The following is a 24,596-nucleotide window of genomic DNA, read 5'->3' on the forward strand; positions in this document are numbered from 1 at the left end:
GTCTTCCCACACCATGTCGACAATGCGCATGCCGGTTTGCGCGGACATCTGCGCGTGCCGCGAATCGGCCGCCGGAATCGATGCGAAGCCCGGCAGCGTGAAGCCGAGCGCTTCGGCCGCGCTCGTCATCGTCGACGCGGTGCCCATCGTCATGCAGTGCCCCGGCGAACGCGCGATGCCGCCTTCCACGCCCTGCCAGTCCTGTTCGGTGATCTTGCCCGCGCGCAGGTCGGCCCAGTACTTCCAGGTGTCCGAACCCGAGCCGAGCGTGCGGCCGTTCCAGTTGCCGTTGAGCATCGGGCCGGCCGGCAGGAAGATCGCCGGCAGATCCATCGAGATCGCGCCCATCAGCAGCGCGGGCGTGGTCTTGTCGCAGCCGCCCATCAGCACCACGCCGTCGGCCGGATACGAACGCAGCGTCTCTTCCGCTTCCATCGCGAGGAAGTTGCGGTACAGCATCGTGGTCGGTTTCTGGAACGGCTCGGAGAGCGTCTGCACCGGCAGCTCGATCGGAAAGCCGCCCGCCTGCCAGATGCCGCGCTTCACTTCATCGACGCGCTGCTTGAAGTGCGTGTGGCACGGGTTCATCTCGCTCCACGTGTTCAGGATCGCGATGACCGGCTTGCCCGCGTACTCTTCGCGGCTGTAGCCCATCTGCGAGGTGCGCGAGCGATGGCCGAACGAACGCAGGTCGTTCACGCCATACCAGCGATGGCTGCGCAATTCTTCGGGCGTCTTTCTCTTTGCCACATCGGCTCCTGACAAATGTTGGTGTGATATTCGATAGCGTAGATCAGTGCGACGCTTGCTTCACGCGCGCGAGGGAGAGATCGTTCGGTCCGCTGACGACTTCCTTTGACAAGCGAACCGCAGTGGCTTCGCTCACGGCGGCGATAGGTTTGATCATCGTGGTTACGCGTATTCGGCGTGTCGCGCGTTCACGCTGAGTCTATGAAATTAGTTGTCCGTGCAACCTGTGTTCACCGCCAGGCCACTACGAAAAAGGCAGCTCTTCATGCCACCTGTCGCATGGCGCGTGATCGAGACTTGCGCACTGATCGATGAACGTTAGCGAACCGCCGACGTGGATGTCAAGCAAATCGCCTGCAACAGGTGTCCCTCCAGTCAACCCGCCTGCGCGTCCAGAGGCAGGACCGAGCCGTTATACGGCAAGGCTTTCAACATCCATTCAGAGGTCGGCAACTACGGCGCCGCCCGGCCACGCTTGCGCGCCTGTCGACTTGTCAGGCAACGGCGCGCGCGCTATCAGCCGCCTTTGACGCCTTGCGTGTTCACATAAAGCGCGTACAGGCCGTGGCTCGCCGCCATGAAAAGCCGGTTGCGATGCCGTCCGCCGAAGCACACATTCGCGCAGCGCTCGGGCAACGCGATATGACCCAGCGCTTCGCCCTGCGGCGAGAACACCCGCACGCCGTCGAGTTCATCGGTGCCCATGCCCCAGCCGCACCACAGATTGCCGTGGATATCGATGCGAAAACCATCGGGCGTGCCCGCCGGACCCGCATCGATCAGTACGCGGTTGTTGGTCAGCGCGCGGCCGTTCTGCACGACGTCGAATGCGCGAATCGTGCGCGGCTCGCTGCGCGATTCGACGATATAGAGAATCGATTCGTCCGGCGAGAATGCGAGACCGTTCGGGCCGATCACGTCGTCGTTGACGCGCGTCACTTCGCCGGATTGCCCGTCGATGCGATACACGCACTGCGGCATCTCCGGCGCCTGCTTTTCTCCCTCGTAGAAGCTGTCGATGCCGAAGCTCGGATCGGTGAACCAGATCGAGCCGTCCGATTTGACGACCACGTCGTTCGGCGAATTGAAGCGTTTTCCCTGGTAGCGATCGGCGAGCACGGTGATCGAGCCGTCATACTCGGTGCGCGTCACGCGGCGCGTCAGATGCTCGCAGGTGACGAGCCGGCCTTCGCGATCGCGCGTATTGCCGTTCGCGTTATTCGACGGGCGGCGAAATGGCGTCACGGCGCCCGTCTCTTCATCCCAGCGCAGCATCCGGTTGTTCGGGATGTCGCTCCACAGCAGATAGCGCCCGTCGCCGAACCACACCGGTCCTTCGGACCAGCGCGCGCCCTGAAACAGGCATTCGACCGATGCGGACGCAAGCCGCAACGAAGTAAAACGCGGATCGAGAATGCGGACGGCGGGGTCGGGATAGCGTCGGCTGTTGTCGGTCATCGCGGGTCGTTCCTCTGATTGGGCTGCGGCGCGTGATGATGACGCGCTGCAAACGGCATGCGTGTCGGGAGACAGGGATGGCCGGGCAGATTGCACTGCCCGGCGCAGTGTGAAGACAGATCGAGTTTGCGCGAGCTTGTGGGCGCTTTGTGTGACAACCCGCTGCGATAAAAACAACGGCGCGCGTCGCCGATCAGGCTTCGCGCGCCGTGTGCTCGCAAGCGACAGGCCGGTTAAGCCTGCACCGGCTTGCCGTCGCGGATACGCAGCAGCTTGAGCGGGTTGTCGTCGTGCAGCGATTCAGGCAGCAGACCAGCCGGCAGATCCTGATAGCAGACCGGACGCAGGAAACGCTCGATCGCCATCGCACCGACCGACGTGGCGCGCGCATCCGACGTTGCCGGATACGGACCGCCATGCACCATCGCGTGACACACTTCGACGCCGGTCGGGTAGCCATTCGCGAGAATGCGGCCGGCCTTGCGCTCGAGCGTCGGCAGCAGTTGACGCGCAAGTTCGTAGTCTTCCGGCTCGATCTGCAGCGTGGCGGTCAGTTGGCCTTCGATGTATTCGGCCACCTTCACCATTTCCGCGATGTCGCTACACGTGACGATCAGCGACGTCGGCCCGAAGATTTCATCCTCGAGTTGCGCGGTCGCGAGGAACTGCATTGCGTTCGTCTGGAACAGCACCGGCAGCGCCGAGCATGACGCATCCGACTGTTGTCCCTGCGCGATGCTTTGCACGCCGTTCAATTCGCCGCGTTGCGACACGCTGTCTTTGTACGCGTTCGCGATGCCGGACGTCAGCATCGTCTGCGCGCCCTTCTGTGCGAGCGCTTTCGCGGCCGCATCGATAAACGTCTGCTTGTTCGGCCCATCGAGCAGCAGCACGATACCCGGGTTCGTACAGAACTGGCCGACGCCCAGCGTGACCGATTCGACGAAGCCCGTCGCGATCGCTTCCGCGCGCCTGGCAAGCGCGCCTGGCAGCACGAAGAACGGGTTGACGCTGCTCATTTCCGCGAACACCGGAATCGGCTCGCGACGCTTGGCCGCGATGCTCACGAGTGCGACACCGCCGCGACGCGAACCAGTGAAACCCACCGATTTGATCGACGGATGCGCGACCAGCGCTTCGCCGATTTCGTTGCCCGCGCCGACCAGCAGCGAGAACACGCCCTCGGGCAGGCCGCTGTCGGCCACTGCCTTCTGGATGGCGCGGCCCACCAGCTCCGACGTGCCGAGATGCGCCGGGTGCGCCTTCACGACGACCGGGCAGCCCGCGGCGAGCGCCGATGCCGTGTCGCCGCCGGCGACCGAGAACGCGAGCGGGAAGTTGCTCGCGCCGAACACGCCGACGGGACCCACGGGAATTTTCTGCGCGCGCAGATCGGAACGCGGCAGCGGCTTGCGATCCGGCATCGCCGAATCGAGCGTCGCGGCAAGCCACCGGCCCTCGCGCACCAGCGACGCGAACAGGCGCAGCTGGCCGACGGTGCGGCCGCGTTCGCCTTCGAGGCGCGCCTTCGGCAGCGCCGTTTCGCTTTGCGCGCGCTCGATCAGCGTGTCGCCAAGCGCGACGATGTTGTCCGCGATCGCTTCGAGAAAACGTGCGCGCTTTTCGAGCGGCGCCAGACGAAACGGATCGAACGCGAGCGCGGCCAGTTCGCACGCACGGTTGACTTCCACCGTGCCGCCTGCGCCGAACTCAGGCTCGAGATCCATGTTGCGGGCCGGGTCGAACGCGCGCAGCGTGCCCTTGGTACCGCGCACCGCGGACCCGCCGATCAGCATGTCTCCGGTAATTTGCATCGTGCAACTCCTGTCATGTGCCGCGCGTCCTCACTCGCGTTGTTGCGCGCGGCTCGAAACCAAATAATGGGTATAGCGCCTTCAGTTGTCCGCGGAAGCTTCCGCGAGACTGCGCTCGAATGCGAGCAGTGTCTGCGTCGCAGCATCGATCTTCGCATGATGTTCGATCGGAGTCGAACTGAGGAGCGGCAGAATCGGCCCCATGTCCGCGATTTTCGACATCGTCACCGCATCGTGCAGCACGCGGATCAGAGAGATTTCGTCGCGCAGCGTTTCGAGCGGCATGAACGCATCGTACAGGCTGCGTGCTTTGCCGTCGCGATTCGTCTTCGCCGCGTTCAGCAGCGCCGTCACCGCGTGCGGCGCAATGCACCCCGAACCGGTGGTCCACGCGGCGAGGCCGAATTCCTGCACATGCACGAGCGCCGGCCGCTCGCCCATGCCGGAAATCACGCGTGCCCGGCCGACCTGCTCCAGCAGGCGGCGCAAGTATGGATCATCAGACGGATCGCGCCGCACGATCGCGTACTTGACGGCAATCAGCGTGCCGCGGTTGACGAGGCGCGCAAGCGCCTCGACGTCCACATAGTCCTCGCTCTTGACGTAGAGCGTGAGCGGCATGCCGGCCATGTCCGCGATGCGCGTGAGGCCCGCTTCCACGCCTGCCGAAGTCGTAAAGCCGGAGAACGGCAATACCATCGCTGTGCGATATGAGGTCTGCGAAAGGATGCGCGCCTGGTCGACCATCTTGCCGTAGTCGGCGCCGAGTGCCGGAATCACGCGCGTCTGCGGACCGGCGCTCGCCGCAAGCATATCCAGCAACTCGCGATACTCGCTCACCGCGACGTGGTACAGATTCGCGTTGCCGCCGTACAGCAGCGTGCGCACGCCGCCCGCTTCGATATGGCGAATCAGCTTCGCGTTCTGCTCGGGATCGAGGCTGAAGTCCGCGCGGCGCGCAAGCGGCGGCACAGCCATCACGCTGGCCGAAAACTCTTGCGCGTGAATTGGGGAAACGTTCATGGCGGCTCGCGTCGAAGATGCGATAAAGGCCACCAGGGTATCATTTGGACGGCAATGTTGTCAAACAACTTGGCAACATATGGGTATACTTGGGCGATGCTGGGGTCGTCAGACCGGGCGTCGGCGTGCCAAAACCATCGGAAACGACTCAAGCGGGATGGCGCGAAGATGACGAATCAGTGACGTCGACACACCGTGCAGAATATTTAACCTTATTAGCAAAGTCGATTTCGGTGGGCGATTGGATCGGCAATACTTGATATATCTGCGGTAATTGCCGAACGTTGTTTCGATAAACCTTCCTAAATCGCGTCCGTTTTCGCCATTTCCGAATGCTCGATCTGATTTTTATGTAAGGTTTGGAATCAGCAATTTTATCTGTCGCAGTTTTTCAGTAAAACAAGAATAATGATGCTAAATTGATACAGTACAGACGAGTGGTCATGGCGCGCGCAGGCAGCATCCCGCGGCATGACTCGCCGCGCCCTGAGAGATCGCCTTGTCGCTACCTTATTTTGAACAGCTGTCGCCGATGCTGAACGCGGCCGACGACGCCACATGGTTCAACGAGCTGACCCGCCTCGCGGAGGGGTGGGGGTTCAACCATGTACTGGTCGCGATCGTGCCGCGCCCGAGCATCCGGATGGAGGATTCGTTCCTGCGCAGCACGTACGCACCCGCCTGGCGTCAGTTTTACGACGCGCACGGCTTTGCGCATATCGACCCGACGGTCGCTCACTGCATCACGAAGTCATCGCCGCTGGTCTGGTCGCCAGACCTGTTCTCGACGAACCCGCAGCAATCGATGTACGAAGAAGCGCGCCTGCACGGGCTGCGCGCAGGCGTAACCTTGCCGATTCACGGGCCGCAGCAGGAAAACGGCATGGTGTGCTTCGTGAACGACGGCAATCCGTCGAGCGACTTCTGGCGTCACATCGACGTGGTGTTGCCGAATCTGGTGCTATTGCGCGATCTCGTGATCGACACGAGCCAGCCTTACCTGAGCCATCACGCGCAGGCGCTGCTGCCGAAACTCACGCCACGCGAGCGGGAATGCCTGCAATGGACGGCGCGAGGCAAGTCCACGTGGGAGATTTCGCACATCCTCGGATGTTCGGAAGCCGTGGTGAACTTCCATCTGAAGAATATCCGTGCGAAATTCGGCGTGAACTCGCGGCGCGCCGCGGCCGTCATTGCAACGCAACTCGGCCTTATTGATCCAGGTTGATCAGTTCTCTCGCCTCGCCGGACATCACGCGTCCAGCCTTGCCGAGATCGCCGTCGTTGACGGTCTTTGAAAAATAAAGCCCAAGCAGAATCGATACCGGCGCCGGGATTTCAGCGCCGGACTCGAAGCGGCTTCCACGCGATTGCGTGACGCCAAATCGAGCCCAAAACTGCCGTTGGCTCTCCTTTCTCTTTTTCCGATAAGCGATGATTAAAACGCGGTCGACGGCGGACGAAACGTCTGCCGGCCGGTTGACGGCCGCTTGCCAATGATTTTCCAGCAGTTCCATGGTAATCCCCATTGGGTTGGGTAATGTTCATCTCAATTTTGCTGACGAGGGGACTAACCGGACACCTATCCAGGTTGGTAGGTGCAAATGTCTATCCAGAATGCATAAGTTTTTCTGCGTACGGGAACGGACCCGGGCCAGGAGAACATCATGCAAGCAGCAATTCGAATTGGTACCCCGATAGAGTTCGACAGCACCGATCTACACGAGATGTACCGCCTGCGGGCGCGTGTATTTCATGGGCGCATGGGATGGGATATCCCGATCATCGCGGGGATGGAGGTCGATGGCTACGATGCCCTCGGCCCGCACTACATGCTAATTCAGGACTCGACGCGGCGCGTACGCGGCTGTTGGCGTCTGATGCCGACAGAAGGGCCGAACATGTTGAGGGACACGTTCCCGCAGCTGTTGCACGGCGATGCCGCGCCGCTCGGCCGGCACATCTGGGAACTGAGCCGCTTCGCGATCGAAACCAGCGACGACCACGAGCAGAGCTTCGGCTTCGCCGATGTGACGATGCACGCGATCCAGGAACTGGTCACCTTCGCCGACAAGATGGGCATTACCCGTTACGTGACTGTGACGACCACACCGATCGAACGGTTGTTGCGCAGAACCGGCATCGAAATCGGCCGGCTCGGCGCGCCGGTGCAGATTGGTGTCGAACGGGCGGTGGCGCTCGATATCGCCGTCAGCGAGCGCACGCGCAACGCGCTATTCGGGCAGATGGCGGCCGCGGCATAAGCAACCGCATGGCGGCACGCGCCGGCGGGTATTGGCGGCAACGGCGGCCGGCGGCCGCCCGTGGAGGCTATCGCGTGCGAAACGTGATGTGCGAGATCCTGCGCACGAGCAGCGCCGCGGCAAGCGCCGCACAGCCCGTCAGCACGACGCCGATGTGAATCGATTGCACGAGCACATGCCGCGCGGCATCGAGCAGCCCGGGACCTTCGAGCCCTGCCCGCTTCAGTTGCGCGAGCAACGAGTCGCGCAGGTTTTCGTCGACGAGAATGCGCGGGTCGGCGAGCGCCGGCCGCCACTTGGCGGCGACCGGTTCGCCGAGCACGCGCAGCGCGTCGTCGACACCCGATGCGTAACGGCGATTGATGATCGTCGCGACGATGCTCGTCCCTAACATGCCGCCGACCATCCGCGTCGATTGCAGCAGCGCGGTCGTGATGCCGAACCGCTCGCGACCCGCGATCTCCTGCCCGAACACGTTCAGGTTGTTGAGGATAAAGCCGAGGCCGACACCGACCGCCGCCATCGACAGCTCCAGATACAGATGCGGCGTAACGGGCGTGGCGAGCGCGATGCCGATCGATGCCGCGACGAGCAACCCGAAACCGATCGATAGAATCGCGGTTGGCCGCGGCAGGTGAAGCACGATGCGCGTGTTGATCACGCTGCCGATTGCGATGCATGCGGCGATCGGTGTCGCGAGCAGGCCCGCCTGCTGCGGCGACAGTCCGAAGCCGCCTTGCAACAGCAGCGGCGCGAAGAAGATCAGCGAGAACATCACGAAGCCGGACAACACCGATAGCGTGAACAACGTGACGAGTTGCGCATCCCTGAAGAGATCGAGCGGAATGATCGGATGCGTGGCGCGCCGCTCGCACGCGAGCAGCAATGCCGCACCGATCACGACGAACCCCGCGAGCAGCAGATTGCCGCCCGTCAGACCGTCTTTCGGCACCGCCTCGATAAAGGTCTGCAGGCCGCCGAGCACGAGCGCGACGAGCAGCGCGCCGCCCCAGTCGATACGCACTTCGCCGACCTGTTCGCGCCTGTAATACGGCAAATGCGCCCAGATGAAATACAGTGCAAGCGCGCCCACCGGCAAATTCACGAGGAAGGTCGAACGCCAGCCGAGATGCTGGCTCATCCAGCCGCCAAGCGATGGTCCGGCCGCCGTGCCGATGCCGTACGCAGCGGCCATCACGACCTGCCAGCGCACGCGCGTGCGGGGATCGGGAAACAGATCGGGAATCGACGCGAACGCGGTGCCGACCATCATTCCGCCGCCGACGCCTTGCAGCCCGCGCGCGAAAACGAGAAACGGCATGCTGGTCGCGATGCCGCACAGCAACGACGCGACCGTGAAGGTGATGACCGCGGCGATCACGAAGCGCTTGCGGCCGAAATAATCGCCGAGGCGGCCGAACACCGGCACCGTGACCACCGACGCGAGCAGATACGCACTCGCAATCCACGCGTAGTACTCGAAGCCGCGCAACTCGGAGACGATCGACGGCAACGCGGTGCTGACCACCGTCTGATCGAGTGCGACCAGCATGTTGACGAGACCGATGCCGAGCATGGCCAGCAAGGCATCGCGAAAGGGCAAGGCAAGCGACTGCGGATGAGGAGGATTCACTTCAATACGACGCGGTAAAGCGCGCGGAAATAGGCACAACAGAACGGCCTGAATGATGGAAAGCCACGCGCCGAGCGGCTGCGGCGCATCGCGTACTACGGCACGACGAACTCGTTGCGCTCACGAGCCGAACATCCGGTCGCGCGCGTTCATCAGATGTGCGCGCATCGCGTCGCCCGCCGCCAGTGCATCGTGGCTGCGAATCGCATCGAGCACCGCGCGATGCTCCGCCTGCACGAGCCGTTGCCGCTCGAGCGTTTTCACGAGCGACAGGTTGCGCGACAGGTTCATGCTGAACGCGATCTGCTCTTCGATGAAGGACATCATCGTGATGAAGAACTGGTTTTTCGACGCGCGCGCGACCGCAAGATGAAATGCGAAATCGTCCTTTGCGCCGATGCCTTGCGTTTCGATCACGCGCTCGAGTTCGTCCCACGCGCGCTCGATCGCGGCGATGTCGTCCTCTTCGGCCATGTGCGCGGCAAGCGACGCGGCGCCCGCTTCGGTGACGATACGGAATTCGTAGCAACGGCGAATGTCGGAAAGCGTTTCGAGCGGCGCGAAGCGGCGCACGTCCGGATCGGGACGGCGCGCGACCGTGGTGCCCGATCCGTGCCGCGTGACGATAATGCCGTCCGCGCGCAACCGTGCAAGGGCTTCGCGCACCGTCGGCCGCGACGTGTCGAAACGTTCGGCGAGCGCGTGTTCGGTCGGCAACCGCTCGCCCTCCTTGTACTCGCCTTCGAGAATGCGATTGAGGATGTCGCCGTATATCTTGTCGGGCAGGCCCGTCGATTTGCGCTCGTTGATCATCTTGGCAGGCAGCTTGTCGGCATGGACGATAATTGTAAGGCAAGTTGCATCGTTCACACGATAAAAAAGAATCCCTCATTGCTCCCAATCGCAGGTGCGAGGCGGGTCACGAAGCATCATAAGCGGCGGTGGCGCGTCACGGAATTTGCTAAGCATCTGATTGACATCATGAGCTTGTGCACACGCGCGACGCATGATCAATTAAGCTTTTCTGGCAATTGATAAAAGACCGACACCTTTACTGCGCGGAGCTTCCATGTACAAACGCATCCTTGTAGCAGTCGACGGCAGCCGTACATCGCGCGGCGCGTTCGACGCCGCACTTCATCTCGCCGCGTCGTTCGGCGCGACGCTGCGAGCGTATTACGTCGTCGAGAACACGCCGATGTATTTCGAGGCGCCTGGCTACGACCCGGGCATTCTGCAGAAGCAGTTCGTGCAACAGGGCAAGGAACTGACCGCCGAGCTGACCCAGGCCATGCGCGAGCGCAGCGTGAGCGGCGATGTCACGGTCGGCGAAGCAACGCCGAGCGACGATGTGCCGACGCTCGTGCTGCGGGCCGCCGCCGACTACCAGGCCGACCTGATCGTGATGGGTACGCACGGACGTCGCGGCATGCAGCGGCTGATACTCGGCAGCGTCGCTGAGCGCTGCGTGCGCCAGTCGACGCTGCCGGTGCTGCTCATTCCATCGGCAGCAAACCAGGACGCGGCAGCGGCGCCAAAGACGCCATAAAGCACGCCCAAGGCTGCTAAAGAGACCGTCGTGGGACCGTCGCGGCCCGCACTTGCCGCGATAGGTTCCCCCGCGCACCACCGGCGCGTCACTTTGACGCGAAGCCGTACGCGCACGCAGTGGGACAATGGGCATTGTTACCTTACATCGCCCTTCGCCATGCTGACATCCGCCGCCCTCACTCCGATCGCCGTGCATTACCCGGGCCGCGGCGCGGCCGCGATGCCGCCGGCCACGCGTCACGCCGCACGCTGCTCCACCTGCGCGATGCGCCACCTGTGCATGCCGCAGGGCATGTCGGCGGAAGAATTGCCCAAGCTCGAGGCGGTGATCTGCACGGCCCGCGCGGTGCGGCGCGGCGAATCGTTGTACCGCGCAGGCACACCTTTCGAAAACCTGTACGCGGTGCGCTCCGGCTCGCTGAAAACGACCATGGCGCACCGCGACGGCCGCGAGCAGGTAACAGGTCTGCGTCTTGCTGGCGAATCGCTGGGACTCGACGGCATCAGCAACGACGTGCACGCGTGCAGTGCAATCGCGCTCGAAGACAGCTCCGTATGCATCGTTCCGTATGCGGCGCTCAAGCGCCTGTGTCGCGAGAGCGGCGCCATGCAGGAGCGGCTGCACAAGCTGATGGGCGAGCAGATCGTCCGCGAGGCGAGCCAGATGATGATGCTCGGCTCGCTGAGCGCGGACGAACGCGTCGCGGCGTTTCTGCTCGATGTCTCCGGGCGCAATGTGCAACGGGGCTATTCGTCGGCCGAATTCAACCTGCGCATGACGCGCGAGGATATGGGCAGCTACCTCGGCATGACGCTTGAAACGGTCAGCCGCACATTGTCGAAGTTCCAGAAGCGAGGCCTGATCGACACGCGCGGAAAGTTCATTCGTATCGTCGACCTGGAAGGACTGCGTGACCTGTAACCGTTAAAAACGTTCGTCACAAGGACGATTCACGCGATACACGGTTCACCGCCGGGATTTTTGCGACCGATGCGCCTTCACACGGCCGCGATCAGGCGTTAAAGTCTTGAATCCGTCCCCCGCGCAAGCAACCCTGTCTTGCACGGGACCGGAGCAGGCGCTGAACGCTGGCTCCGGTCGACTCGCTGCACAAGGAGACCCGGAGAAATGAATCGCGATCTTCGTTTGCAACACCCGCTGGTCCAGCGTCTGCACGACGCCCGCTACGTCACCGACGCGCTGTTTGACGTCGTCAAACCCGAATACCTGTATGAGAGACCGATCCGCGAACGCCACCGGATCGTGTTTTATATCGGCCACCTCGAGGCGTTCGACCGCAATCTGTTCGACGAGCGTCTGTTTCCGCTGCCCGCCTTCAACGCCGAACTCGACAAACTGTTCGCGTTCGGCATCGACCCGGTCGACGGCGGCTTCCCGACCGATCAACCGTCCGACTGGCCGTCGCTCGATATCGTGCGCGACTATGCACAGCGTGCGCGTGCGCAAATCGACCGTGCGCTTGCGACATTCGATTTCGACAGCGACGACATGTCGACGAATGCGCCCGCGCAACTGCTGCAGGTCGCGATCGAACACCGGCTGATGCATGCGGAAACGCTCGCGTACATGCTGCATCAGTTGCCGCTCGAGCAGAAAGCCGCGCCGGCGGATGCCGCTGCCGCTTCATCTGCGGGCAACGACGTAAAGCACACCGCGACGATGGTCCGCGTTCCCGCCGGCCGCGTCGCACTCGGCATGCCGCGCGAGCGCGGCCAGTTCGGCTGGGACAACGAATTCGGCGAGCAACAGGTCGACGTCGACGCGTTCGACATCGATCGCTACATGGTGACGAACGGCGAGTTCCTGCAATTCGTCGACGCCGGCGGCTATCGCAATCGCGCGTACTGGAACGACAAGGACTGGGCGTGGAAGGAAGCGGAGCGCATCGAACAGCCGGTCGGCTGGACAAAGCGCGACGGCGGCTGGACGTTGCGCACGATGTTCGACGAGATTGCGTTGCCGCTCGACTGGCCGGCCTACGTGAGCCACGCGGAAGCGAGCGCGTACGCACGTTGGGCCGGCAAGACCTTGCCGAGCGAAGCGCAATGGCAACGCGCGGCAGAGGGCACGCCGCAGCCGGACGCGCTGCCCGGCAACTTCGATTTCCGCAGCTGGGATCCGCAACCGGTCGACGCGCATCCAGGCAATGTCAGCGCGTTCGGCGCCGAAGGCATGTTCGGCAATGGCTGGGAATGGACGGTGTCGTTATTCGAACCGCTGCCGGACTTCGAGGCATTTCCTTTCTATCCTGGCTATTCTGCGAACTTCTTTGACGGCCAGCATTACGTGATGAAGGGCGGTTCCGCGCGCACCGCGCAATGCATGATGCGGCCGACGTTTCGCAACTGGTTTCAGCCGCGATATCAATACGTGTATGCGGGGTTCAGGTGTGTGCGCGGCTGAGGCATCAAGCGAAAGTTGATGCAAGAAATCGACCTTCGCCTTCAGGCGTATGCCGAACCAGACTTGCTGATCAACCAACGCCGAAGCCTCGCGCGGCCGCCGCTTAACGCGATGCGGCGGACCTTCAATGCTGGCAGGTTCGGATATCCATTGCCAAGGGCAATGTGATCTACGACGTTTACTGGCTCGTCGGCATGGCGTGTATGCAGCGCTAACGGACGCATCCGGCAGGTGGGACCTCACGCCGTGAGCCCGCCTCTCGATGTATCGCGTCCGCCACCGCTTGATCCTCCAGCTTCTTCTCACTAGGCGCGGGCGGCCAGCACGGCATGCGTCGTCGCCAACGGTTCATGGAAGGTGGGCGCGCCCCCGGTCACCGGCGGATTGAACGCCGCCATAGCCGCCCCGAGCTGCATGACTTGCCGCGAATCACCGGACTGCGCGTGGCTTCCGTCAAAGGTCTGCGACGAAAGCACATTACCTTTGGAGTCGTACACCGTTTCGTGTTCGGAAAGCAGATTTCCGTTTCCATCATAAGAGAAGCTTTCCAATGTGATATCGCCGGTGTTGCTCGCCACAGTGCGCAAGGAAATCGGCTCTTGCATTGCATTGAAGTTTTCCTCGAAAGACGAGAGGCCCGCAGGGATCTTTGAGTTCGGCCCGGCAAGGAAATTAATCTGACTGTCGCCATTGGCCAAATGCTCGTCCTTTTCGATCTCGGCACCCTTGTCGTTCGCATCGGAGTAAAAAAATTCCTCGTCGAGTATGCCGGGTGGAAGGTTGGTATAGTCGATCTGCTCTGATGTACCGTTCGTTAAATTGATTTGGGAAGAAGTGAGGGTACCGTGCAAGTTGCTTAGCGAGTAAGTGTTAGTAATCGAATTCTCGGTACCATCGTCAACTACGGTAAAGTCCTGTGAAGTACCGTCGGTAAAGTTTTTTATAAAATCCAGCAATGTCCCTTTAAGGTTTGGACTAGAGAAGACTTCTGTTTCGTAAGAAATATTACTGCCGGCACCGAGTCCATCCGGAAAAATAACCAACGATTCTGCAACGGTGGCCGTCGATTCCGGGAAGTTAGGCATGGCAAGGAAATTTATTATTTGTTCCGGTACGCTATCAGCCGTCAATCCAACATTCAGATTCAGCTGACTATTCGTATTGACTGAATTGTTCATCGTACACTCCATACGGGTTAGAAGCACAATCATCTCAAAGGCCTTCGGTTCTCCAACTCCGAAAAACCAGCAGGCGTCACTTCGGAACTACACAGCAACGCACGCGCAACAGCGCCGCGTTGCTCGATCTCGCATAGCGCTCGTATGAGGCCGCGCAACACCGCTACGAGGTCAGTGCCGGCAATGTGCTCGAGTTGCTGAATGCCCACTCTGCGCTTGCTGGTGCCAAGCGGCAGTGGATCGAGGCGCTCACCGGCTGGCGCTCGACATGGCTCGAATTGGCGGCCAGGCTTGGCCCGCTTGGGATGTGGAGCCTCGCGAGCCGATGAGGCCACGTGCGAAGTTTTTGTTCCGGCCCGGTAATCACGCAAGGACCTGGACGCCGGCCAACATATATAAGTGCGAATGCGCGGACCGAAGGCGTTCTGGCGCTATCGTTTGATAGACATCGGATTCGTAGAATTCCTTCAGCCGATCAGTCGATTCAAATTCGATGATCACCACACGAGAAACGTCGCGTCCTCCCTCCACCACCTTAGGGTCATCATCGGCTACGATAACGACGCCACCGAATTCGCTAAGAATGGCATTTACTTTCGAAGCATACTCAGTCTGAAAATGCTTCGAATCAAACACTTTGACTTCAGCGAGCAAATACCCTTTCCTGGCCATCTTCATCTCCATTCTGATCGCGTGATGATCAACTAGTGCCGTAGTCAATCTACAATAGTTCAATGCCAGTTCGTACAGATGTATGTACTGGCATGAATCGATCTGCACGTACGTCGTCCAGCCCGACGTCTTCAATCAATCCCGGTGAATTTCGAAGCGCAGGCCTTCAACATTTCTAAAAATAATACCTTTAACGAAGACATGCGCGATTGACAGAACAGGTTAACCAATTTCGCATTTCGTGCGTGCGATTATTTCGATTTATCGTGCTCACTATCGCTTGGGCGCCGATACCGTCGGCCATATCTTGTGAGTGAAATCTGGAAATCATTGAACCATCTTCACCGGTTTTCCGCGCAGTGCTCCCTCGATCAGCAGGCTGTCGATCTCGAGCGCGCTGGGGTCGCAATAGCGCATGAGCGCTTTCCACCGCTTCAACGCATAGCGGATGGCTCCAATCGTGTCGGATTTCTTTGAGAGTGTCTCCAGCGTAGCGGTGAGCCATGCATGAAGCTGATCGAGCAAGGAGCGCGCGTGTTCACGCCGTACGCGCACGAATGCACGCGTCCTATGCGACTAAAATTCGACCATGACGACCGTCAGGCCAAGGACTTGCCGATCGATGCGCCGCCATCGACGAACAGCGTCTGCCCCGTCATGAAGCCCGCTTCTTCCGAGAGAAGAAACGCGATCGCCGCAGCGATTTCATCAGGTTGCCCAAGCCGGTTGAGCGGAATCATGGACAGGTAACGTCGCTCCCCTTCACTTCCGATGGGGCTCGTCACCCGGAACAGTTCCGTTTCCGTCGGGCCCGGAGCCACCGCGTTGACGGTAATGCCCTCCGAGGCAAGTTCCAGCGCCCAGGTACGCGTGAAGCTCGTCAAAGCGCTTTTCGCACCGGCATACGATGTACGGTCAATGACGCCAAGAACGGTAAGACTCGTCACATTGACGACGCGCCCCCATCGTTTCGCGCGCATGGCGGGCAGTACTGCCTGAACGGCCTGCACCGCAGGCGTCAGGTTTCTGCGGAACGAGTCCTCGAATACGTCCAGGTCGATTTCACCTATTTTCCCAGGTCGAACAAACCCGACGTTGTTCACGACCCCGTCAAACGAAAATTGTTTAGCCAGTTCCTTTAACACCTGGTCGGTCGCCTGCCTGTCGCCCAGGTCCACGGAGACGAGCGTTCCGGGGAAGGTCGGATCGTTCGCGTTGCGTGCGATGCCCACAACGACATGACCTGCGGCAGCAAGTCTGTCCGACAGCGCGCGGCCGATGCCCTTGCTCGCGCCAGTAACAAGAAACGTACGTGTGTTCATCTTCGCCCTGGAGTGCGAAAGGTTGTGGTTCGACTCTCCGCATGTTTGACGGATATGTCAGAATTTACACTTTAATCATGTTTGATAGTTATGCAAATGATAATGAGCATAGAGCTAGTACATTGTTCGGCAATCGCAGTACAGCACGCGCGCAACGGCCTCGCACCCGAGGCGCAACCCCGTCTAATCCAGTTGCTCGAACGCTGTACCTCCGGACTTGCACGGACTCTTTTCAGTTGGCAACGTGAAGCGGAAAATTGCGCCGTGCGGCTTGTTCGGTGCGGCCTCGAGTCGCCCACCGTGCGCTTCGACGATGGATCGGCTGATGGCAAGGCCCAGCCCTATGCCCTCGGCCTTCGTGGTGTAGAAGGGCTGAAACAGGCGGTCGAGGTGAGCGGGTTCAAACCCGGCGCCCGTATCACGCGCTTCGATGGTAGCGATACCTGAGTCGACTTTTGCTGTCCTGATTGTCAGCTCGCGCGGCCTGTCGTGCACTTCGTTCATCGATTCCACGGCGTTGACGATCAGGTTGATAAGCACCTGTTGCACCTGCACACGGTCGCCCTTGACGAGGAGAACACCATCTGAAAAATCGCGGCGCAGGACGACACCGTTGCGCAACAGTTCCGGGCGTGTCAGCGTCGCGGCTTCGCCGATAGATTCATTGAGATCCCATCGCTCGATGCGCGGCGGTACCTTCCTGAAGAGCGCGCGTACGCGGCTTACCACCTCGCCGGCCCGGCGGCCGTCCTCCGCGATGCGCGTGAGCGCTTGCCGGACTTCCTCGAGCGTCGGCGGCTGGGCGTTGAGCCACCGCAGGCCCGCGTGCGCATTCGTGACGACGGCGGCGATCGGCTGATTGACTTCATGGGCGATCGACGCGGTCATTTCGCCGGCCACCAGGACCCGGTTCAACCGCGCAAGATCGGACCGTGCCTGCTGCAGCGCATCCTCCATCCGCTTGCGTTCGCTGACGTCGTTGCTGGTCTCCAGGATTAGCGAAGGTTGTCCTGCGTTGTCGCGCTGCAGCGACCAGCGGGTCGTTACGACGACGGAAGTGCCGTCCGCCTTCCGGTTGATCAGTTCGCCTTCCCAGTGGCCTTCGCGAAGCAGCGTGCTCATGATCTGCTCAATCGGCGTAACGAACGTTGTTTGTAGAAGTGTATGCGCGACAGCGCCGAGCGCCTCAGCGCGCTTGAATCCATACAAAACTTCCGCGCCGCGATTCCAGTAGAGAATTTTGCCGTCCATGCGACGCGAAAACACGGGATCGTGCGAGAGGTCGAGGAGACTTGCCTGATTGCGCAGGGTCGATACCGCTTTCTGCGCGTGCAAGGCCAGGGCCGTCACGAGGCCGATCGAAGCCATGCTGATGCACTCGTTGATGATGGTTTCGGCGGTCGGATGGGTAGGCGGCACGAGCGCCCAACTGATGATCGAAAGCCCCACGCAACCGACTCCGACAAGTACCAGGCCTCGTGGCTTGCAAAAACGCGCTGCGCTCAGCACGACGACCACATAGAGTGTCGCGACGGCGATGTCGAGCACGACAATCGTATCGATGGTGAAGATGACCGCCGCAAGCGCAGCGGTCGCGATAGCGAGCATGACGTTGGTCCTGCGCGGCAAGCGTATTTCGTCTGCCATCCGGGCTCCAGGTTCGATGCGATCATCGCCGCGACGCGGGCGGCTCACGCCAGGTGTGTCTCCCGATCGGCGGGAAAGCGCAGCAATCAGGCTAGCTGAATATAGAGAGGTGTCGTTGTCAACGTGTGCTGCCAACGCTGCGCAGTATAGGGTAAAAGCTCGATTCCGACGCGAGGTACACCGCGTGGTCTGGAGCGTCTGGATCTCGCGCGCCGTCATGCCGCGTGACGATCACTGCGCTCCTTCTCCATCGCGGGGCAAGGTTACTCGCTACGCGGGTCGAACTTCAATGCAGGCAACTGCGCACGATCCTTACACTCGTTCCCGCACTGAACCTGGGCTCGTCGGGAGCCTTGCAATCTCAATCGGGACGTATTTTTATACGCACGAAAATCGATATGAATTTGCATTTTTCTTAACAACCTATCGGAATTCAACACGATATGCTTTGGGCATCAGATGATGGTAGGAATTGGCAGGTACCCTTGTCTCAAGAGACTACTGCAGAACGAAAAGACAACCGCGGCAGCTCACAGACTCGATGCCAGAATTCGATCGCTGGCAGAGCTGGCTATTGGGGTGTCCAGGTGACCTCAGCGAGCTAGCGGCCCGGTATGTACCAGCGCATTCGAGACATTTAGTTCGAACGGAAACCGCAGCGTCAATGGTTCTTCTATTACGGCTCTATGGCTCTTGCTGACGTGATCTCGTTTGGCCCGTTCCGCTTGCTTGCAGCTGAACGTCTATTGCTTGCAGGCAACGAGCGGGTCGAGGTCGGTAGCCGGGCGCTAGATGTTCTTATCGCACTTGCGGAGGCTGCCGGCGAAGTGGTTGGACAGCGCGAACTGATGGCGCGAGCCTGGCCCAACATCGTGGTGGGAAAAGGCAGCCTCAGGGTGGCAATCGCGGAGCTGCGGAAGGTTCTAGGCGACGGGCAGAACGGAGTCAGATATATCGCGAACGTTACGGGGCGAGGATATTCTTTCGTTGAACACGTTACCTGCTCCGCGGCGCAGTCATCGAACCCGCTTTCTCTTCAGTTCGGCCCTGCCCCTGCTTCAAAGCACAAGCTTCCAGCACGATTAGCCCGGATGGTCGGTCGCGAAGGTGCGGTGGAAGCATTGTCGACCTTGCTGACGACCCGACGCTTCGTCAGCGTAGTAGGCTCGGGCGGCATCGGTAAGACAACCATTGCTGTCTGCGTCGCGCATACGTTACTGAGCGACTTCGGGGAGGGCGTTTACTTCATAGATCTGAGCGCCGTGAACGACGCACCCCTCGTCCCAAGCGCAGTCGCCGCGGTACTAGGCATCTCCGTACGCGAGAATGACCCATTGCCCGGTCTCATGGCTTTTCTGGCAGGCCGCCGGATTCTGTTGGTGCTCGACAACTGTGAACACGTTATCGACGCCGCTGCTTCGCTGACGGAGCAGCTCTATAACGACGCTCCGCAGGTGCATATTCTCACCACAAGCCGTGAGGCGCTGCGCGCGGAAGGTGAGCACGTACACCTTCTTATGCCACTGGATTATCCAATCGTTAAGGAATGCCTGACAGCGGCTGAAGCCCTCTCTTTTCCTGCGGTGCAACTTTTTATGGAGCGTGCGTTTGCTAGTGGCCATGCGTCTACCCTGACGGATGCCGATGCGCCGGCTGTCGCAGCGATGTGCAGCCGACTGGATGGAATAGCTTTAGCGATCGAGCTAGCCGGTAGCCGGGTCGGCACCTATGGGCTTCAGGGAACGGCCCGCCTGCTGAGCAATCGCTTCAAGCTCCTGTGGCAGGGACGCCGTAGTGCGCTCCCGCGCCATCAGACCCTGCATGCGATGCTGGACTGGAGCTTCAACCTCTTGTCAAATCGGGACAGGCGCGTCCTTGTTCGACTTTCCATCTTCGTTGGTGTATTCACGCTCGAAGCGGCCCAGGCCGTTGCTACGGACGACCAGATAGACGCAATGGCAGTCGCTGACGCGGTTAGCAGTCTGATCGACAAGTCGCTCATCTGGGTCGCCCAAATCGACGGACTCGTGTACCACAGGCTTCTGGATTCAACAATGGCCTTCGCGGCTGAAAAGCTTGGATTGAACACCGAGGCCAAAGAGGTCGCCAGACGACACGCTTCGTATTATGCGCAGTGGCGTTCCAATGAAGAGGCGGTCGGCATAGCGGCCGTCGACGATGACGCGGCGTCCGTCGGGCATCACATCGGCAATATTCGCGCAGCGCTCGAGTGGTGTTTTAGTGGCGCGGGCGAAACGGCGATCGGCGTGCGACTCGCCGCTGCGTCGGCGCCGCTCTTCCTTGAACTTTCCTTGCTCCTCGAGTGTCGCCGTTGGTGCGAGCAGGCACTGGCTTCACTGCCAAACGACTCTGCAGACAAAGGAATCCAACTGGCGCTACAGGAAGCCTTGGCAGCTTCGACCATGTTCACCCGTGGCAACAGTGGTGAAGTGCGGAAAGCCATCGAAGATGGGCTGAGCCTCGCCAACGCGTTGGGCGACCTGCAGCGTCAACTGAACCTGCTCGCCGGCCTCAATATTTTCATGACTCGCATCGGCGATTTTCAGGGCGCGACATCGGTTGCCCAACGCAGTATCACGATCGCCCAAACGATCGGCTCTCCAGCGGCGATTGCCACGGGAGAATGGATGCTAGGTGTGTCTTACCATCTGACCGGAGATCAGGCTAACGCGCAGTGGCACTGCGAACAGGGCTTGAAAAAAACCACAGACTCGCGCGCTGCACACGTCAAATACTTCGGATACAACCACCGAATTCGCGGCATGGTCGCGCTTGCACGCACGCTGTGGCTTAGAGGCTTTCCTGACCGTGCCGGCAGAATTGCAGCGCAGGCGATCGACGAAGCGATCACGCGAGATCATCCTATAGATGTATGCATCGCGATGATTTATTCGACCACCGTGTTGCTCTGGCGCGGTGACCTTGATGACGCGGAGCAACTCATTCAGCGTCTCGTTGGTCTGGCTACACGACATTCGCTTGGCCCCTATCGCGCGGTCGGTTTGGCGATGCTCGGCGAACTGGCGATAGCACGCGGAGATCCGGCAGAGGGAGTCTTGAACTTGCGACTCGCACTAGCGTTATTGCAGTCAGAGCAACATCATGTTCTCACTCCTGCCTTTCATCGTGCGTTGGCGGAAGGTCTATTGGAGTCGGGAGCAATTGAAGAGGCCGCGGCGACGCTCGACGCCGCCTTGGCTCAAAGTGCTGACCGCGCCTACTCTCCGAACGTACTCGAGCTGCACAGAGTCCGTGGCGAAATCTGGCTGCGAACCGCCGACGCCAATCCGGAAGCAGCGGAACGCGCGTTTCAACTATCTCTGGAAGGGGCGAGGGCTCAATTGTCTCTCAGCCTCGAACTTCGATCCGGCACGGCGCTCGCGCGACTATGGTTCAGCCAGGGCAAACCGACGGACGCTGCTGTCCTGCTGCGCTCCATTTACGACCGGTTTGAAGAAGGTCATCAGACGAAGGACCTGGTGGTTGCAAGCCAAACACTGACTGATCTGGAACGGAGCAGCGCCATCCCAGATCCACGCAGATAGCGATGACGGCGATTAACACCGCGTAACATGCTTTCCTTGCTCAATTCCGGCAATATCGTCGAAGTTGAACGAGGATATGACTTACATGCCTGATCTCGGGAAAGAGCAACTCCTAGGTACGCACCAGAACGTCGGTGGCATCGGGCCGGGAAACCTGCCGCCATCAGTAGCCGCCTATATACGGGCGACGAATCTTTGCGATCTCGAGGCGCTGCTGTCAGCTTTCGTTGATGACGCCATCGTCAACGATCAACTTGTCGATTACTGGGGTAAAGATGCGATCGCCATTTGGGCAATTCGCGACATTATTGGCGAACGGCTTGTCATTGAGGTCGTAAAGATCGTTCCGCATTACGGCCATTCAATCGTAACAGCTCACATCGACGGGACGTTCGACAAGCGCGGCTTACCCGACCCTCTTGTTCTCACATTCTATTTTTCACTGTCCGATGACAAAATCGTTCAGCTCATCATTTTGAGAAATCATTCCGGCATCTAACCAGAATCCGGTGCCTCGTCCCGGGGTTCGGATTTGAGTCAAGGGGGCGTTCATTGCACGTCTGGTCCACGGGCGAAATGTACAGGCAAATTCGATGCGCCAGGTCATCGCCCTCATGAGGCGGGGAGCGCTCGCGAAGTTGCAGCGTTTTCATGCTTTGCTTTGCATAGCAGGCGCCGACTTCCCTACTCGGAGTGCCACTCGTCGTTCCGCCTGTCCCCGCACAAACAGGTTACGTGAGATGGAGGTTTCATCAATTGACATTGCTTAACGCTAAACCGGTCCAAGAGGTTGGTCCGCCTGACTGCGTCGATCGTTCTGGTGTTACAGGCCAATCGCAATCAAATCTCTCAGATCTCGGCACGCACTCCGAAATTGTTATGGATCGTTGGACCGACAAACGCGTGCATGCACGGCGGGAAGCCCTTGTGGCGCCGGCCGGTGGCGGCCTGTTAGGCATCGCTCTCGCGCCGACGCGCGTCCGGCTGTTGAATGGTGCAGACATGATCTTCGACGGCGTGATGAGTTCAGGAATGTCGTATGTTTGCTGGCCCTCGCAGACGCTTCAAGCGGAATTTGCCGGACCTGCCGACTTTCTGCGTCTTTCCGTTGCTGAAGGTCTGCTTCAAAAGCAACCATTGATGCACGGCACGCGGCGTATGTCGGGCGACACCGCATTTGCCTCGATTATCCCTCGTGATGCATTGATTGATCTTCTGGCACGTACGCTACGTATAACGGACGAAGTAAGGGACAGGGGTTATATCGAGACCTTGGCACGTGCAATCGTTGTCCGCGCAACCCACATCTGCGAAAGTAACGCCGATGTGTCGGCTCTGCCGAAATGGCGACTCGCGCGTGTCGTCGACTATATCGAGCTTCATATGTCCGGGCCCATAACGGTCGAGGCATTGGCCACTGCGGCCGGCCTTTCACGAGCACACTTTACGGCACAGTTCCGCGTTGCGACGGGATGCAGGCCTCATGACTTCATTCTTCTACAAAGAGTCGAGGCTGCCAAACGACTTCTGCTCGGGACTACAGGTGAGTTGATCAGCATCGCCCTGGCAGTCGGATTCCAAACGCAAGCCCACTTTTCCGATGTGTTTAAGCGGTTCGTCGGACAATCGCCTGGTCGTTGGCGGCGCGCTCGACTTGCTGAAAGCACGAAAGGAGAGAATCTGTCCGAGCGAAATCTGGACCTAAATCCTGAATCAGGATTGTAGGCACATAAACCGCCCCTCTACCGTAGCCGCCTGCAACACGAAATTCTCAACACGCAGACATCGTCTCTGCCTGCAAGATTCTTCAGCGCGGCGCCTTTTTGTCTGGTCCAGCGCCTGCTAAAGCGCAGGGTTGCGCCGACGAGCCCGATCCGCGAGACGTTGCAGCGACTCTTACCCCGAAGATATCGCAGCATTGATCCACATCGAACCTTCAGGAAGTGGGGGCAAAGTTGTTGAAGCGTGCTGAGGAAATTCACGTAGAGAACAGCTGGCATTTGATAGTTCGCGATTCGGCGCTAAACTCGCACTCCATCCAGCATGGTATAGGCCGAGCGAACTTAATTTGCTTAAAAATTCAACAAGCGATCTTGCTCCCATCTTTTTCATCGCATTTCGCTTATGAATCTTAACCGTGACTTCTGCGATCCCCAGTTCAGCCGCGATTTGCTTATTACGCAACCCCCTGAATATCAAACCAGCAATTTCACGTTCACGCGGCGTAAGGGATTCGTAGCACCGTGTGTTGCTCATTCGCTGACGATCTGTGGCTCGACGCTTGCGATCGAGTGCAAGCGCGCGGGTCACAGCATCCAGCATCTCCTGCTCTCGAAAAGGTTTGGTCAGGAAATCGACAGCGCCCTCTTTCATCGCCTTAACTGAAGTGGCAATATCACCATGGCCGGTAACGAAGATCACGGGAATCTGCATGCCTTCGGTGCGAATACGCCGTTGTACAGTAAGCCCGCTCTCCCCCTTCAGGCGAAGATCCATTACAAGACATGCTGGCGCTTCCTGCATGCCGGCGATGAGGAACTGCCGGGGTTCGGTAAATATTTTTATTCGAATTCCAACGGATTGCATCAAACCCGTCATTGATGCGCAAGTTAGGGGATCGTTGTCAATCACGTATACGATCGATTGATCTTGTAAAACCTTCGGGTCCGGTTGAATAGTCACAGTCTGCTTCACGTTTCGGTAATTATCTGGACGATCGGCCATGCACAAGACCGTTCGAGTTTCCCATGCATGGCCTTACAAACATGACAATGCAGCCTCCATGACGTGCTACGGGGGGATGGTGTTGCATCGCTCAACGAGGTTACTGTACTGCGGATCTGTTGTTAGGAATGTTATTCATCATCAACCCGTGTAAGAGAGCGAACGTTTGACAGAGAAATCGTTTAACTTATCGATTGCCTTGAATTGCGCTGTGACATGTGACTGAGGTAGTGCGGGTCGGTGATGTAGCCCGATGGGCCAAATATTCGACGAACAAATTCGCGAACAATCAGGAAGCCTTGCTTGGCAAGAGCACACAGTGTGGCGGCTACCGCGCCGTCCATGAAAACCTGATCAATAATTTCGGTCGTGAAGCTGATTCGCTCCGCTCAACCTGCAGACGCCATCGTCCAACTGCACACGTCAGGACAGAATTGCCGGCCGCTTACGCAAACGCAATTCAAACCGAGCAGTTGCATTTCCGTAAAAACCGCAAGACGCACGAAATACATGATCGGTTAACCGGTCCTGTACACGCGTCGAACACGAAGGTTCAGCTACGCTGAATA

Annotated in this window: 20 protein-coding genes and 1 pseudogene; 8 read left to right on the plus strand and 13 right to left on the minus strand. The window is 59.7% G+C overall.

What is annotated here, in order from left to right:
* From HV675_RS28455 to HV675_RS28470, 4 genes are all read right to left on the minus strand, one after another.
* The coding region (locus HV675_RS28455) for a dihydroxy-acid dehydratase domain-containing protein (RefSeq protein ID WP_175114801.1) at positions 1–750 on the minus strand (750 nt) is incomplete at its 3' end.
* 516 nt (positions 751–1,266) lie between these two features.
* Complete coding sequence (locus HV675_RS28460) at positions 1,267–2,208, minus strand: SMP-30/gluconolactonase/LRE family protein (protein ID WP_175114802.1); 942 nt, start codon at positions 2,206–2,208, stop codon at positions 1,267–1,269.
* 233 nt (positions 2,209–2,441) lie between these two features.
* The gene (locus HV675_RS28465; RefSeq protein ID WP_175114803.1) at positions 2,442–4,022 is read right to left on the minus strand and encodes an aldehyde dehydrogenase (NADP(+)); all 1,581 of its coding nucleotides are present in this window, start codon (positions 4,020–4,022) and stop codon (positions 2,442–2,444) included.
* A gap of 81 nt (positions 4,023–4,103) precedes the next feature.
* On the minus strand, positions 4,104–5,045 hold the full coding sequence (locus HV675_RS28470; protein WP_175114804.1) for a dihydrodipicolinate synthase family protein: 942 nt from the start codon (positions 5,043–5,045) through the stop codon (positions 4,104–4,106).
* Between the two features lie 523 nt (positions 5,046–5,568).
* Here HV675_RS28470 and HV675_RS28475 point away from each other — a divergent pair.
* Complete coding sequence (locus HV675_RS28475; protein WP_175114824.1) at positions 5,569–6,273, plus strand: helix-turn-helix transcriptional regulator; 705 nt, start codon at positions 5,569–5,571, stop codon at positions 6,271–6,273.
* On the opposite strand, the gene HV675_RS28480 is transcribed toward HV675_RS28475, so the two are convergent.
* Positions 6,257–6,562, minus strand: coding sequence for a helix-turn-helix domain-containing protein (locus tag HV675_RS28480; protein WP_175114805.1), 306 nt, complete (start codon positions 6,560–6,562; stop codon positions 6,257–6,259). The two genes, HV675_RS28475 and HV675_RS28480, sit on opposite strands and share 17 nt — an antisense overlap.
* A 150-nt stretch (positions 6,563–6,712) precedes the next feature.
* Here HV675_RS28480 and HV675_RS28485 point away from each other — a divergent pair, with 150 nt between their 5' ends.
* Complete coding sequence (locus HV675_RS28485; RefSeq protein ID WP_175114806.1) at positions 6,713–7,309, plus strand: acyl-homoserine-lactone synthase; 597 nt, start codon at positions 6,713–6,715, stop codon at positions 7,307–7,309.
* A gap of 67 nt (positions 7,310–7,376) precedes the next feature.
* On the opposite strand, the gene HV675_RS28490 is transcribed toward HV675_RS28485, so the two are convergent.
* Both HV675_RS28490 and HV675_RS28495 read right to left on the minus strand, forming a co-directional pair.
* A complete protein-coding gene (locus HV675_RS28490) occupies positions 7,377–8,885 on the minus strand; it encodes an MFS transporter (RefSeq protein WP_175114825.1) in 1,509 nt (502 codons plus the stop codon).
* Positions 8,886–9,062: 177 nt separating this feature from the next.
* Entirely contained in the window at positions 9,063–9,752 is a 690-nt protein-coding gene (locus HV675_RS28495) for a FadR/GntR family transcriptional regulator (protein WP_175114826.1), read from the minus strand.
* Between the two features lie 259 nt (positions 9,753–10,011).
* Here HV675_RS28495 and HV675_RS28500 point away from each other — a divergent pair, with 259 nt between their 5' ends.
* The 3 genes from HV675_RS28500 (at position 10,012) to HV675_RS28510 (ending at position 12,918) form a co-directional block, all read left to right on the plus strand.
* Positions 10,012–10,491: a universal stress protein gene (locus HV675_RS28500; protein ID WP_175114807.1), complete on the plus strand. Its 480-nt coding sequence runs from the start codon at positions 10,012–10,014 to the stop codon at positions 10,489–10,491.
* A gap of 159 nt (positions 10,492–10,650) precedes the next feature.
* Complete coding sequence (locus tag HV675_RS28505; protein WP_377700685.1) at positions 10,651–11,415, plus strand: helix-turn-helix domain-containing protein; 765 nt, start codon at positions 10,651–10,653, stop codon at positions 11,413–11,415.
* A gap of 207 nt (positions 11,416–11,622) precedes the next feature.
* On the plus strand, positions 11,623–12,918 hold the full coding sequence (locus HV675_RS28510; RefSeq protein WP_175114808.1) for an SUMF1/EgtB/PvdO family nonheme iron enzyme: 1,296 nt from the start codon (positions 11,623–11,625) through the stop codon (positions 12,916–12,918).
* A 305-nt stretch (positions 12,919–13,223) separates the two neighbouring features.
* Here the strand turns inward: HV675_RS28510 and HV675_RS28515 are convergent, their stop codons facing one another.
* From HV675_RS28515 to HV675_RS28540, 5 genes and pseudogenes are all read right to left on the minus strand, one after another.
* The gene (locus tag HV675_RS28515; RefSeq protein ID WP_175114809.1) at positions 13,224–14,096 is read right to left on the minus strand and encodes a hypothetical protein; all 873 of its coding nucleotides are present in this window, start codon (positions 14,094–14,096) and stop codon (positions 13,224–13,226) included.
* A 363-nt stretch (positions 14,097–14,459) separates the two neighbouring features.
* A complete protein-coding gene (locus tag HV675_RS28525) occupies positions 14,460–14,768 on the minus strand; it encodes a DUF1330 domain-containing protein (protein ID WP_175114810.1) in 309 nt (102 codons plus the stop codon).
* Between the two features lie 351 nt (positions 14,769–15,119).
* Positions 15,120–15,314: pseudogene (locus tag HV675_RS28530) on the minus strand (IS66 family transposase); the annotation flags it as partial.
* Positions 15,315–15,367: 53 nt separating this feature from the next.
* Positions 15,368–16,090, minus strand: a complete 723-nt coding sequence (locus HV675_RS28535; RefSeq protein ID WP_175114811.1) for an SDR family oxidoreductase — start codon at positions 16,088–16,090, stop codon at positions 15,368–15,370.
* 183 nt (positions 16,091–16,273) lie between these two features.
* Complete coding sequence (locus HV675_RS28540; RefSeq protein ID WP_175114812.1) at positions 16,274–17,737, minus strand: sensor histidine kinase; 1,464 nt, start codon at positions 17,735–17,737, stop codon at positions 16,274–16,276.
* A gap of 686 nt (positions 17,738–18,423) precedes the next feature.
* On the opposite strand from HV675_RS28540, the gene HV675_RS28545 reads away from it, so the two are divergent.
* The 3 genes from HV675_RS28545 (at position 18,424) to HV675_RS28555 (ending at position 23,028) form a co-directional block, all read left to right on the plus strand.
* Positions 18,424–21,303, plus strand: a complete 2,880-nt coding sequence (locus HV675_RS28545; protein WP_175114813.1) for an ATP-binding protein — start codon at positions 18,424–18,426, stop codon at positions 21,301–21,303.
* An 85-nt stretch (positions 21,304–21,388) separates the two neighbouring features.
* Positions 21,389–21,802 carry a nuclear transport factor 2 family protein gene (locus tag HV675_RS28550; RefSeq protein ID WP_175114814.1) on the plus strand — a complete coding sequence of 138 codons (414 nt, stop codon included), beginning with the start codon at positions 21,389–21,391 and terminating at the stop codon, positions 21,800–21,802.
* 380 nt (positions 21,803–22,182) lie between these two features.
* Positions 22,183–23,028, plus strand: coding sequence for a helix-turn-helix domain-containing protein (locus HV675_RS28555; protein WP_175114815.1), 846 nt, complete (start codon positions 22,183–22,185; stop codon positions 23,026–23,028).
* A 171-nt stretch (positions 23,029–23,199) separates the two neighbouring features.
* Here HV675_RS28555 and HV675_RS28560 read toward each other — a convergent pair whose 3' ends face one another.
* Entirely contained in the window at positions 23,200–24,027 is an 828-nt protein-coding gene (locus HV675_RS28560; RefSeq protein ID WP_175114816.1) for a response regulator transcription factor, read from the minus strand.
* Between the last annotated feature and the right edge of the window lie 569 nt (positions 24,028–24,596).

The sequence above is a fragment of the Paraburkholderia solisilvae genome, from assembly GCF_902859875.1.
Classification (GTDB): Bacteria; Pseudomonadota; Gammaproteobacteria; order Burkholderiales; family Burkholderiaceae; genus Paraburkholderia; species Paraburkholderia solisilvae.

Excerpts from the sequence above, each read along its gene's own strand:
- HV675_RS28485 (WP_175114806.1), top strand. The coding sequence starts at position 6,713 with ATGCAAGCAGCAATTCGAATTGGTACCCCGATAGAGTTCGACAGCACC.
- HV675_RS28500 (WP_175114807.1), top strand. The coding sequence starts at position 10,012 with ATGTACAAACGCATCCTTGTAGCAGTCGACGGCAGCCGTACATCGCGC.
- HV675_RS28505 (WP_377700685.1), top strand. The coding sequence starts at position 10,651 with ATGCTGACATCCGCCGCCCTCACTCCGATCGCCGTGCATTACCCGGGC.
- HV675_RS28515 (WP_175114809.1), bottom strand. The coding sequence starts at position 14,096 with ATGAACAATTCAGTCAATACGAATAGTCAGCTGAATCTGAATGTTGGA.
- HV675_RS28465 (WP_175114803.1), bottom strand. The coding sequence starts at position 4,022 with ATGCAAATTACCGGAGACATGCTGATCGGCGGGTCCGCGGTGCGCGGT.
- HV675_RS28510 (WP_175114808.1), top strand. The coding sequence starts at position 11,623 with ATGAATCGCGATCTTCGTTTGCAACACCCGCTGGTCCAGCGTCTGCAC.
- HV675_RS28535 (WP_175114811.1), bottom strand. The coding sequence starts at position 16,090 with ATGAACACACGTACGTTTCTTGTTACTGGCGCGAGCAAGGGCATCGGC.
- HV675_RS28525 (WP_175114810.1), bottom strand. The coding sequence starts at position 14,768 with ATGGCCAGGAAAGGGTATTTGCTCGCTGAAGTCAAAGTGTTTGATTCG.
- HV675_RS28555 (WP_175114815.1), top strand. The coding sequence starts at position 22,183 with ATGGATCGTTGGACCGACAAACGCGTGCATGCACGGCGGGAAGCCCTT.
- HV675_RS28480 (WP_175114805.1), bottom strand. The coding sequence starts at position 6,562 with ATGGAACTGCTGGAAAATCATTGGCAAGCGGCCGTCAACCGGCCGGCA.
- HV675_RS28470 (WP_175114804.1), bottom strand. The coding sequence starts at position 5,045 with ATGAACGTTTCCCCAATTCACGCGCAAGAGTTTTCGGCCAGCGTGATG.
- HV675_RS28460 (WP_175114802.1), bottom strand. The coding sequence starts at position 2,208 with ATGACCGACAACAGCCGACGCTATCCCGACCCCGCCGTCCGCATTCTC.
- HV675_RS28550 (WP_175114814.1), top strand. The coding sequence starts at position 21,389 with ATGCCTGATCTCGGGAAAGAGCAACTCCTAGGTACGCACCAGAACGTC.
- HV675_RS28540 (WP_175114812.1), bottom strand. The coding sequence starts at position 17,737 with ATGGCAGACGAAATACGCTTGCCGCGCAGGACCAACGTCATGCTCGCT.
- HV675_RS28560 (WP_175114816.1), bottom strand. The coding sequence starts at position 24,027 with ATGGCCGATCGTCCAGATAATTACCGAAACGTGAAGCAGACTGTGACT.
- HV675_RS28545 (WP_175114813.1), top strand. The coding sequence starts at position 18,424 with ATGGCTCTTGCTGACGTGATCTCGTTTGGCCCGTTCCGCTTGCTTGCA.
- HV675_RS28490 (WP_175114825.1), bottom strand. The coding sequence starts at position 8,885 with ATGCTCGGCATCGGTCTCGTCAACATGCTGGTCGCACTCGATCAGACG.